At 35.2% G+C, this 11,285-nt stretch carries 10 protein-coding genes; 4 read left to right on the forward strand and 6 right to left on the reverse strand.

Translation table 11 applies throughout. The features are described 5' to 3' along the window. Positions 1–10: 10 nt before the first annotated feature. The 3 genes from phnE to H131_RS21835 form a co-directional block, all read right to left on the reverse strand. A complete protein-coding gene (phnE, locus tag H131_RS21825) occupies positions 11–826 on the reverse strand; it encodes a phosphonate ABC transporter, permease protein PhnE (protein WP_010861312.1) in 816 nt (271 codons plus the stop codon). Beyond that, a complete protein-coding gene (gene phnC, locus H131_RS21830) occupies positions 801–1,586 on the reverse strand; it encodes a phosphonate ABC transporter ATP-binding protein (RefSeq protein WP_010861313.1) in 786 nt (261 codons plus the stop codon). The genes phnE and phnC overlap by 26 nt, the downstream gene beginning before the upstream one ends. 83 nt (positions 1,587–1,669) lie before the next feature. Continuing rightward, positions 1,670–2,755 carry a phosphate/phosphite/phosphonate ABC transporter substrate-binding protein gene (locus tag H131_RS21835; RefSeq protein WP_010861314.1) on the reverse strand — a complete coding sequence of 362 codons (1,086 nt, stop codon included), beginning with the start codon at positions 2,753–2,755 and terminating at the stop codon, positions 1,670–1,672. Positions 2,756–2,945: 190 nt separating this feature from the next. Between H131_RS21835 and H131_RS21840 the strand changes: the two genes are divergently transcribed. Beyond that, positions 2,946–4,499, forward strand: coding sequence for a bifunctional metallophosphatase/5'-nucleotidase (locus tag H131_RS21840; RefSeq protein ID WP_010861315.1), 1,554 nt, complete (start codon positions 2,946–2,948; stop codon positions 4,497–4,499). Positions 4,500–4,852: 353 nt separating this feature from the next. On the opposite strand, the gene H131_RS23295 is transcribed toward H131_RS21840, so the two are convergent. The 3 genes from H131_RS23295 to H131_RS21855 all read right to left on the reverse strand — a co-directional run bounded on the left by H131_RS23295 (position 4,853) and on the right by H131_RS21855 (position 8,018). Next, positions 4,853–5,764 carry an outer membrane protein assembly factor BamD gene (locus tag H131_RS23295; protein WP_010861316.1) on the reverse strand — a complete coding sequence of 304 codons (912 nt, stop codon included), beginning with the start codon at positions 5,762–5,764 and terminating at the stop codon, positions 4,853–4,855. A 531-nt stretch (positions 5,765–6,295) separates the two neighbouring features. After that, positions 6,296–6,982 carry an ABC transporter ATP-binding protein gene (locus H131_RS21850; RefSeq protein ID WP_010861317.1) on the reverse strand — a complete coding sequence of 229 codons (687 nt, stop codon included), beginning with the start codon at positions 6,980–6,982 and terminating at the stop codon, positions 6,296–6,298. A gap of 1 nt (position 6,983) precedes the next feature. Continuing rightward, positions 6,984–8,018 carry an ABC transporter permease gene (locus H131_RS21855; protein ID WP_010861318.1) on the reverse strand — a complete coding sequence of 345 codons (1,035 nt, stop codon included), beginning with the start codon at positions 8,016–8,018 and terminating at the stop codon, positions 6,984–6,986. Positions 8,019–8,296: 278 nt separating this feature from the next. On the opposite strand from H131_RS21855, the gene H131_RS26210 reads away from it, so the two are divergent. The 3 genes from H131_RS26210 to H131_RS21870 all read left to right on the forward strand — a co-directional run bounded on the left by H131_RS26210 (position 8,297) and on the right by H131_RS21870 (position 10,741). Beyond that, on the forward strand, positions 8,297–8,494 hold the full coding sequence (locus tag H131_RS26210) for a hypothetical protein (protein ID WP_036132435.1): 198 nt from the start codon (positions 8,297–8,299) through the stop codon (positions 8,492–8,494). 252 nt (positions 8,495–8,746) lie between these two features. After that, on the forward strand, positions 8,747–9,406 hold the full coding sequence (locus tag H131_RS23300) for a septal ring lytic transglycosylase RlpA family protein (RefSeq protein ID WP_010861319.1): 660 nt from the start codon (positions 8,747–8,749) through the stop codon (positions 9,404–9,406). A 255-nt stretch (positions 9,407–9,661) separates the two neighbouring features. Further along, on the forward strand, positions 9,662–10,741 hold the full coding sequence (locus H131_RS21870) for a TolB-like translocation protein (protein ID WP_010861320.1): 1,080 nt from the start codon (positions 9,662–9,664) through the stop codon (positions 10,739–10,741). The last annotated feature ends 544 nt before the right edge of the window (positions 10,742–11,285 follow it).

Consider the following 11,285-nt stretch of genomic DNA (forward strand, 5'->3'; position numbering starts at 1 on the left):
GCGTAATCTCCTACATTAATTTCTTTCGATAATGTTCACTAATTGTTTCAATAATAAAGACCGTAACGACTAGTAACAGTAAAATCATGCCGACGTTCGCATAATTTCTCCAGCCTAAACTCTCATTTAACAATAGCCCGATTCCACCTGCACCGACATACCCTAAAATAGACGCATACCGCACGTTTCCTTCGAAGCAAAATAAAGACGTAGATAAATAGTTAGGAAGAATTTGAGGGAAAATTGCATAACGAAATGACTGGATGGTTGTTAAGCCCATTGAATTCATTGCCTCATAAGCACCCATATTGGCATTTTCGATTTGCTCGTATAATAATTTCCCTACATAGGCGACTGTAAATAAGAAAATAGCCACTGTACCGGCGACCGTCCCTAATCCAAAAACGAAGGTAGCAACTAGTGCGACAATTAAAGTTGGGAGCGTACGCAGTAAACTAAGAAGAAACTTCATTGTTGCTGACATCCACTTCCACTTCGTCATATTACTTGCTGCAACGATTGCTAAAGGTAATGCACATAGAACACCCATTAAAGAGCCTAAAAGCGACATTTTAATCGTATCTAGTAATGGTTGCCAAATGTGAGGGAAATACGCCCAAGTCGGCGGAACCATCTGTTGTAAAATCACAAAAAATTGTTCGCTTCGTTTCATAATCGTTTCAACATCAAAGCCTGTAATCACAGCGGAGAAATAAGTAAGCACAAGAATCGCTACCACAACTAAAGGCGTAAGAGCTCGCTTTTCGGTCACTTCTTTTCCATTTGGAAGTATTATTTTTTTAGTTGGTAACAGCTTGTCGAACATCTACTACGCTACTCCCTTCTTCAACCTGACCATTATAAATTTGCTGAAGCACTGCCTCAGTGACATCCTTTGCTGCTCCATCAAAAACGATTTCTCCAGCACGAATGCCAATAACTCGATGAGCATATTCGAGCGCTAATTCCACATGATGAATGTTCATAATAACCGTCATATTGAGCTCTTTATTGATCCGACGGAAATCATCCATTACTTGATGGGCTGTTACTGGGTCTAGTGAGGCTACTGGTTCATCTGCTAATATGATTTTCGGATTTTGTGCTAGTGTACGTGCCAGTGCTACACGTTGTTGCTGCCCGCCTGACAGTTGATCTACACGTACATAGGCTTTATCTAAAATTCCTACGCGATCTAATGCCATCAAAGCCTGCTTCTTCTGCTGTTCTGTGAAAATCCCCAACAATTTTCTCCAAAAGGGCATTTCTGGAACGAAAGACACGAGTACATTTTTGATGACCGAAATACGTGTGACTAGATTAAAAGATTGAAAGATCATGCCAATATTACGCCGAAATTGACGTACGCTTTTTCCCTTCAATGTATTAATGTCGACCTCATCAACCAATAATGTGCCCCCTGTAATTTCATGCATTCGATTGATACAGCGTAATAGCGTGGACTTCCCTGCCCCTGAAAGCCCAATAATTGCCACATATTCGCCTTGTTGAATTTGCAAATTCACATTTTTCAATGCTGAAAAACCATTGGGATATTGTTTTTGAACTTGTTTAAAAGCAATCATGTCCTTACTCCATTCTTAGAAAAAATGAGAACATTGCTAGAACGTTCTCATTCTCTCTTGTTATTCGATTGATCATTTCACCATTATTTTGAACCTAACTGTTGTACAATTTCTTGTGCTTTACGCTCATTATCATAGTCTGAATCCTTTGCTGCTTGATAACCCTCATGACTATACACAGCGATAACCTCTTTACCTTCTTCAGACTTTCCGATATTAATGAACGCTTGTTGTAATACTTTTTTCAGTTCATCATCCATAATCTCTGAGTTTTTACTTACACTAATTGTGTCATTATAAATAGCAGGCATCACACCGATTAAATCTGTTTCTGCCCAAATATCTGCTTTACGATTAAAGTCAGTCTTCCAAGCTTCTTCGTAATCACGACGAGCATCGGCAAACGTAACGAGTAAATCTGTTTGTCCTGAAGCTAAACGAGCAAAGGCTGTACCATAAGAATCTGCTTGTACAACTTTGGATAAATCGGTAATCGTTTTTTTATAGTTCTCTTGTAACCATAGGGCAGGATAAATATAGCCTGCTGGTGATGATGAAGACATAACATTCCAGTTCGCACCGTCTAAATCTTCAAATGTTAATGCTTCACCCTTATTTACTTTCGCTGCAAGTTCTTGCCCTTTTTCTGATGGACCTGCAATTAAAATCCCACGATAGGAAATGGCTTGCTCTGCCGTTGCTTCTGTTGGTTCATTTTGATTCCAATCAGCAGGGTTATCTGAATCATTGTTTAATCCTGCACGCGTAGCTGTTAAAATCACTTCTGCTCCATCATCATAAAGGACATATGTACCACCTGGAATAAAGCCAATATCCGTTGTGCCAGCAGATAATGCTTCTCCCACTGCCTCATAATTTGTCCCAACTGTAATATCGATTTTATCTACGTCATAACCTAAGCTTGCTAGTTCGGTTTTCAACAAATCTTTTAACGGTTCTGTTGCTGTAATAATTTCTTGTGGATCACGAGATGGCACAAATCCGATTGAAAGTTTTTCAAGCTGTTTGTTACCAGAAGCCTCTTCTGCTTCTGAATTATCTGCATTCGTTGCCCCGCTTGATTCTTTATTTTTTGTTGATTCATTTCCACATGCTACTAGTAATACAGCAAGCAGACATGTTGTTGCGAACATAAAAAACTTTTTCAAATGTGTTTCCCCCTCCGATTTTTTTAGTGCTCCATAAATATAGCAAAGCATTGTTAAACCCATGTGAAAGGTTTATATTGTTTTCTAAAATATGTAAATTGATTGTAAATTTCTTTTACTAGTTCTTTTTTAGCTGTCTAAACATCGTATACTAAAGTCAATTCAAATCATATGGGGGTTCAGTAATTTTATGGAGACAAAAAAACTGCAATTACTTGTAACAAGTGACATCCATGGCTATCTTATGCCTACTACCTATCGCCGTACACTCGAACCTTTAGGGTTAGTGAAATTAGCAAGCATTATAGAGGAATTACGTGGACAAACACCGAGTCTGTTAATTGATAATGGCGATTTAATTCAAGGTAGTCCGCTAGCTTCTTACTACCATGCCAATCACTCACATAGACCAAACCCCATTATCGAGATAGCCAATTTCTTAAACTATGACGTTGCGATATTTGGCAATCATGAATTTAATTACGGGCTCCCCTTCTTAAAAAAAGCAGTTACCCAATCACAATTTCCTTGGTTAAGTGGCAATATTTTTCATGAAGATGGGACAGCATTTACGCAGCCCTATATTGTCAAAGAATTAGACGGAATACGCATTGGTATAATTGGTGTCACAACGCATTTTGTACCCGTTTGGGAGGAGTCAGCTCATATCGAGGACTTAGATTTTCATGATGCCTTTGAAAGTGCCAAAAGATGGATCACGCATATACGTCAACATGAACAGGTAGATGTGGTGGTGCTATGTTATCATGGTGGATTTTCACATGACTTATCATCAGGGGAATTACTAGAACCTAACACAGGAGAAAATCAAGGTTATCTCATGTGTAAAGAACTTGAGTGCGATATTGTCATCACTGGCCATCAGCATCGAGAAATTGCTACAAAAGCCTTCGCTAAATCCATTGTACAGCCTGGCACGAAAGGAAATTGCTTAGCTGCGATTACGATTGAACTCGATATAGAGAATGGACAAATCATCAACAAGCATCACGAAGCAACCTTACATTACGTGGAAGAAGATACACCCGCTTGTCCCCAAGTAATATCACTGTTGGAAGCCATTCATCAACAAACGGAAAACTGGTTGGATGAGCCTCTAGGGACCATTGAAGGAAACATGTTATTTGAAAATGCCTTTCATGTACGTGTCTATAAACATCCATATATCGAGTTCATTCAAAATGTGCAAATGGCAATGACCAACACCTCAATCTCATGTACGGCATTATTTCACGATGGGCCTGGAGGGTTTCCAAAGGATGTTACTAGGAGGCATATTGTAACAAATTATATTTTTCCCAATACCTTAAAAGTGTTACGAGTGAAGGGGAAACAGATTGTCCAAGCGCTTGAACAAAATGCCAGTTATTTTTCATTAAAGGATGGGGATTTAACTATATCTAAAAGCTTTCTTTATCCGAAAGCACAACCCTATAATTATGATATGTGGGAAGGAATCAACTACACCCTAGATATTCGTCGTCCCATTGGAGAAAGAGTAACAGAAGTGACTTTTCAAGGTGAGCCACTAAATCTGCAAGCCTCCTATGATGTCGTGATGAATAACTATCGTGCTACCGGCGCTGGGAACTTCCCCTATTTTGCAGATTGTCCGATTATAAAGGATGTTCAAACTGATATGACCGAACTTATTACCCGTTATTTTGAAGAGCATCCAATCATTCAAGCAACGCAGCATCAAAATTGGAAAATATTATTTTGAGCTTTAATTCTGACACTTTATAAGAGATAAACAGGTTCAAAATGTACGGGACAAAACGGAAAATAAGCTTCTTAAAGTTTCCGAAAAAGCAATAAAGCATAAACTTTCCAAGCGGAAAATTTATGCTTTAAATGCGAGTATTATTAATGAGAATAAAGTAATAGTAATTGTTCCTATCACATAGTTTTTCCGCTACAGGCGGTATGTTGTTATGACTTTGTAGTAAAATCATTGGTGGTTCATTTTCGCCATGCGTCCCTCTTCCTTTGTTTACTTGAAGGTTTTCTATTTATTTCTCATTCATGGCGCATACATAGAGTCAAAAGAAGACACTGGTCTCATAATATAATTAGTTAATCTTGAAAACCTGTTAATATACCATCATCGAAATAAAGATATTGACCATTGCCATAAACCCATTGTTCACTCGTTCCGTATTCTGTTACTGTTCTATTAACATCATCTGGTTCACCCCATAATGATGCTTCTACTTCCTCGTATGTCATGCCAAGAGTAGGGTTCTTACCTCTAGCACTTTCAATTTTTTCTTTTCTTTCTTTTTCTTCATTCCCTATCCTTTCCATAGTAGCTATATTCATTCGATACTCTCCTTCTATCCATTTCCAATTAGTTGTAGTTATAGGTCCGAACGATAATGGATTTTCATATGATGTATTTGTTACTCCTGCTACAATTTCATCCTTCATTCTTCCATAGTAGTTAGGATCAACTGCAAGTGCTAAAGCCCCTGACGCTTTATAAGAATTTTGGTCTGTTTGTAAATAAAGAGCGTAATTATACATTGCAGAAAATTCAACATTTTCTTCTAGTATTTTCTCATTCTCATACATTTCCTGAACCTTTCGAAAATCCTTACTTCTTACCGCTTGTTCCATTTCATCTAATATTAACTCAGTTTCTTGTTCTACAAATTTTTCCACTCTATTCCAATCATCACGTCTGACAGTTATTCTAATTCTGTTAGATTTTGAAGCTAAAAAATCCATATTCTTCTCTTTTATTAATTGGTCTACAAATTTTGTACCGACTTCTTTCACTTTATCAGTTTCTGATTCTGGTAAATCTAAAGATTCCATATTAATTAAAAGGTCTTCATATTTCTTTTCTTTCAAAAGTGTTTCTAATGCTAGAATTTCTGATTCAACATTTATTTCAGTACTTTCTTTAACAACCTCTTTACCACTACAACCTGCTAACAGTAAACACATTCCTAACCCTATTACTAAATGTTTAACCTTAACCATCATCAACTACTCCTTTAATATGTACTCAATATGCATTTAAAATTTTTTTTGCAATGTAATCCACTAATAAAAAATGGGTGTATTTAAAGTTGACAAAAAATTAACGGCTGCTCTAAAGCAACCGCTCAAAATTATATATCAGCATCTTTTTCTTTTTTCTTTGTTTCAGTATCAGTATCAGTATCAGTAACTAAAGTACCTCCACATTGATTACAAAACACCTATTCATCTCAACGTCCCATAATATAATAGTACTAATATGATAACATAATAAATCATTTTACAGTTATAGAATTTTTTGTGTCATTCTACCAAAATACATTCAGTGTTGTGAACATCAACTTTGGGTGTATGGTTGCTACCATTAAGTGCTTGCCAACCCCAATCCACATTTTCAGGAAAAACATATGCCGCGTAAATGATAGTTACTGCTTTTTGGTTAAAGTATTTTTCTAAGAGAGAAAGCTACAAATGAAAAACCACAACCTAAAAGGCTGTGGCAGTCAACATTTTTAGCTATAGTGCACGCATTTAATCGCCATTTTCTAGAATTTGACCATCGCTCAATTTAATTACTTTATCAGTATATGGAAGCATTTCTTCGTCATGTGTCACCATTAAAGTAGTAATGTTTAATGTTTTAGTCAAATCTCGGATTAACAACATAACATCTTCAGATTTTTTCGAATCTAAACTTGCTGTTGGTTCGTCTGCGAAGAGAACTTTCGGCTTATGAATGATTGCACGTGCAATAGCAACCCGCTGTTTCTCTCCCCCTGATAATGAAGGTGGATAGGCATTTTTCCGATGATCCATCCCCACTAATTTTAGTATCCGATGAATCTCTTCTTTTTGTTCATGTTTCTTTAATGTTGTTTCAGAAACATCTAGCATTAGCATGAGTTGTTCTTCTACTGTAAGAAATGGCACTAGGTGCGCAAATTGAAAGACAAAACCAAATTTACTTGCTCGCACTTGTCGAACTTGTTCAGCACTCAAACTCATCATATTTTTCCCTTCGAATATGACTTGCCCTTCGGATGTAGGTTGAAGTCCTGCAGCTATAGTAAGCAGTGTACTTTTTCCAGAACCAGAGGCGCCCACTAATGCTGTTACTTCGCCTTTATTCAGGGAAAGACTAATGCCTTTTAGTATTTCTTCCTGCACTTCACCATTCGTAAAAGTTTTTCTAACATTCTCCATTGTAAATAGTGTCATATTAGATCTCTCCTTGCTGTATCGCTTGTAATGGCTCGATTTTTTTAATTTGTATACCTGAAATCGTAGCTCCTATAAATCCAATAATTAGAAATACTAAAGACAATTGCAGTGTTGTTTCAAGCGTTAAACTAAAAGGCATTCCTTTCGGTGCCATCGCATTAAAAATTTGACTCAGTATAATAGACATCACAAGCGAAATAATTGTGATCACAACCATCTGCGTCCATATCATTTTGAATAATCGACTAGTTTTTAAACCAATTGCTTTTAAAATACCGTATAACCCGATTTTTTGAACATTCATCATGTAGAAAAAGATTGCAAACAACAGGCCACTAATTACTACTAAAAACCAAACAATCATATTAAGAGACATCTGCTCTGCGCTGTAGCTTGGAATCGTATTCAGAAAATCTTTATTTGAAAATGATTGTAACCCTGTAAATGTTTGTGACGCATCCCCACCTGGTGTGAAAACCAATTGCATTTCTTCAACCCGATACATTTCTTTGTAATCCTCCATACTTATATAAGCAACAGGGGCATGACTATATTTTTTTTGTTCAACAAAACCCTTTACAACGAACTTGCCGTTAAATTGATTATTCGTTAATGTATCGCCAACCTGTATACCTTTTTCTTTCAATGAGCTATCTAAAATAACTTCCTCATGTTTCACATTTGCAAATACTGTTGAAGGCGTAGAAGTCACAAAAGCAATGCTTTGCTGCTTACCAGCCTCATCATTTAAAAAGCCCATTTGAATAGAAAACGCTACAGCATCCTTTTGTTGGTTTAAGATTTCATCTTGGATACGACTATCTATTCTTGACAGATTATAGCTTTCATCTGCATCTTCATTCATATAAAATTGCCCTTCTGGTAAATCTTTAATTAAAGCAGCATTGTCCTGCGATAATCCATTTGCCAAACCCGAAATTATAAAGGTTAGTAGACTCACAAGAAAAACAATTGAACCCAATATCAAAAATTTCACTTTATATTTCTTAATTTCTTTCCAAGCAAGGTTCATCATAAACGCCCCCAATCACTTTTATAAGCTTACAATACATCGCCTATATGAACGGAAGATGAACAAATCATTACATTCAAAACAATACTGTAGTATTTTGATATATCACTTTGAAGAAGTGCGTTGGCTAACGATTTTGCAAATTATTGATGCATACTTGCCCACCACATACATATCGACCTATTGAAAATCAACTAAGGTTTTGACTACGGTTGAATGGTATTTACTGATGCTTTATGACAAAACAAAAAAGTCAAAACCCTATAGGATTAAGGGTTTTGACTTTTGGGTATAAGCCGTATAAATCAACATGTAATGAAGCGTCGGTAAAAAATGAATTACAGCGCCAATTTGAGCAAGAAGAGCTGGCTGTCATCGTGAGTGATTTAACATATGTCCGTGTCGGAATACCATATTCAATTTTTAGCTTCTCAGTTTGTGTACGAGATTCAAGTGTAAATAGATTGACTAGTTGATTCTATATATATTTCATAAACGTCCACCTTTATTTCCTATTTTACACAAATTATATAAAAATTGTATTAAATTTAATTAAATACCATTTTTTCTTCCTATGCGTTACAATAATAGTGGAGTTAGCGTTTAGGATGTATAGATTACTTTATAGGAAAATACATCCTATACAAGATATTTTTCATGTATGCTTTTTAAGAAATATAATGCAAATAGCAACATATATCTAAAGAACGAGAAGGGAAAGATGTAAAATGAAAAAATTATTATTAGGTTGTGTAGTAGCATCTTCTTTGGCTATTCCCAATTTAGCTTTTGCTGCTAATTCAAGTGAAAGTATTGAAACGAGTACAGACAATGAAGTGACTATTCCTGCATACATGGCTCCAGGGACAGTAATTAAATTTAATGAACAGGAAGAATCTGTTGTTTTGAGAGAAGGAGATAAAAAAGCAAGTTTCATGCAATATAGACTTCAAGAAGACGAAACAGATCTGCCAGTTATAAAACCAGGTATGACAGTGGTTTATGATGCTTTAGGTGCACCAATAGTAGTTGTTCCAGAAAGTAGAGAATCCATTAATGTTGAAATGAAAGAAATTAGTCCGTTACAAGAAATTCTTCCTTTAGCCGCAAAAGCAAAAACAGAATCGGGGAAAGTTTCTTGGTTTGATATTTATGCAGAAAGTTCTACAGCATCTGGTCAAAAAGCGGATGATGGTGCAGCTCATAAATCATTACCTTTTAAAACATCTGTTTCTGTAAAAAGTAACGATAATTCAAAAACTACAACAGTTAGAATTCTAGATAGAGGACCGTATGTGAACGGAAGAATTTTAGATATGTCTAAACAATCATTTGGTAAACTACATGCTACAAGTGCGGGGTTATTTAACGGAACGATTAGTTATTAGTTGGAGTGGTTAATAATTCTTTGATTTATCTTTTTTTATAGATATGAAAAGTCAGTTTACACAATCTTTTTTTGGCGTAAACTGACTTTTTCAGTGATTCTGATTGAAATTAGATTCTTCTTAATTAGGGGAAATAGGCTGTATAAATTTATAAAATAACTGAGTTTCTTATCAAAATAATATGTAGTATTTTGACAGTTGTTGGTATGTGATAATGCAATTTCTAAAATAAATTCGCAAAGGATGAAGTGTATAATGTATGGATCTATTTGTAAATTCAAAAAAAAAATAGGTGCTACTGTTATCATTTTTTTATCGTTAATATTAGTTTTGTTTGGATGTCAAAAGAAAGAAGATACCATCCCACATGTTGATGATAATGAAGAACTCATTGTTTCTGTATTTGATAAGGAAGGTAAAAGTAGTGTAGTGGAGATAAATGCTGAAAAAAATGTAGAAAACGAATTAATTAATAATGAAGCAGTTTGGTTACATGCAACACTTTCAGACAATAAACAATATCTTGCCTATACAAGTGCAAAAGGTGATGGACCTTGGGAGATTTATTTATTAGACAGAAATGATAAAAAAACTTATCAAGTTACAAATGATACTTTAGGACAACTTATTCCTAGATTTGGTGATAAGGAAGGCAACACCATCTACAGTGAAATAATAGGAGCAACAATCCCTGTCTCCAAGATTGCGAAAGTAGATGTGCAAAAGAAGAATTCTACTGTATTTGATACTGAACAACCTGACCGTGCTGTAGAAATGTATGATATTTCTAAAGACAAAATTATTGGTGCATTTGTCTCTGAGGAAGAGAATACGGCAAGACGGACAGCTGCAAATGAAGATGGTGGAACTATCGGGCAAATTGTTTATTCAATATATGAAATGAATTTAGATGGTTCTGACATGAATTTGGTAACGAATATAAAAGCCATCAATATTGATTCGATTGCATATGGATCTAATGGGAATTCTATTATTCTTGGAGGAGAAAATATTAATGAAGATGAAGGAAGCGGCATTTATCAGTTAACTCTTACAGACAAATCGTTAACCACCGTATTAACAGATCAAATGATTAAAAAAAGTAAGAATCCCATATTATCAGAGATTGGTCAAAGAAGGTTAGCGGTATTGTCAAAAGATGAGCGATTTATTTATTTTTCGGGTATACCTAAAAATGCAGAAGAAGTTAATTTTGACGGTATAATTTCTAAAATACAGTGTATCTATAAGTATGACTTGGATAATAAAGAAATAACAAAAGTATATGAGTATAAAAAACCAGCTTTGATTACGGATTTGACGGTTACATATTAGGGTTTACAGTTGTTCAGTCAAAACAAAATCCATTCCTTCGTTTGTAAACAGGCTGTTTCTTCCGTGTTGAGTGAAACGTCTATAGAAAGTGAAATCTTCACGTCACAAGCCATTGTTGCCTCTAAATACATATATTTCAATAAAAAAACGTAGGTTCTTTTTTAACCTTTTGATAAATAAAAGCTACTAGATGTATTATAGATGCATGGTATACCTCAGGTAAAACAATAGAGTTGAGAGTAGGAGTGGGCTTGTCTAACCTTGAGACAAAGAAAAACACCTTTCATTGAATAACGGGTATTGAAACCTGAAATAACCAATGAGGAGGTGTTTTTCTATGGGAGCTTGTCCCCTACGATTTTTCCTTTAATTAAGTCTGTTAATTGTTCATTAGAAAATACCACACTTTTTTCTTCACTTTACGAATACCGAAATCTTGTTTCTCTTACTATACAAAGAAACAAGAAAATATGGTATGAAAAACCAATTTCAAACGATTTTTTAATAACTTTTTATTTGTAAACAATTGAGTCAATTTCGTAAT

It is taken from the genome of Lysinibacillus sphaericus OT4b.31 (assembly GCF_000392615.1).
Classification (GTDB): domain Bacteria; phylum Bacillota; class Bacilli; order Bacillales_A; family Planococcaceae; genus Lysinibacillus; species Lysinibacillus sphaericus_B.

What these genes read in the sequence shown, in the direction of transcription:
- H131_RS21870 (WP_010861320.1), top strand. Translation starts at nt 9,662, where the DNA reads ATGTATGGATCTATTTGTAAATTCAAAAAAAAAATAGGTGCTACTGTT.
- H131_RS23295 (WP_010861316.1), bottom strand. Translation starts at nt 5,764, where the DNA reads ATGGTTAAGGTTAAACATTTAGTAATAGGGTTAGGAATGTGTTTACTG.
- H131_RS23300 (WP_010861319.1), top strand. Translation starts at nt 8,747, where the DNA reads ATGAAAAAATTATTATTAGGTTGTGTAGTAGCATCTTCTTTGGCTATT.
- phnE (WP_010861312.1), bottom strand. Translation starts at nt 826, where the DNA reads ATGTTCGACAAGCTGTTACCAACTAAAAAAATAATACTTCCAAATGGA.
- H131_RS21840 (WP_010861315.1), top strand. Translation starts at nt 2,946, where the DNA reads ATGGAGACAAAAAAACTGCAATTACTTGTAACAAGTGACATCCATGGC.
- H131_RS21855 (WP_010861318.1), bottom strand. Translation starts at nt 8,018, where the DNA reads ATGAACCTTGCTTGGAAAGAAATTAAGAAATATAAAGTGAAATTTTTG.
- phnC (WP_010861313.1), bottom strand. Translation starts at nt 1,586, where the DNA reads ATGATTGCTTTTAAACAAGTTCAAAAACAATATCCCAATGGTTTTTCA.
- H131_RS21850 (WP_010861317.1), bottom strand. Translation starts at nt 6,982, where the DNA reads ATGACACTATTTACAATGGAGAATGTTAGAAAAACTTTTACGAATGGT.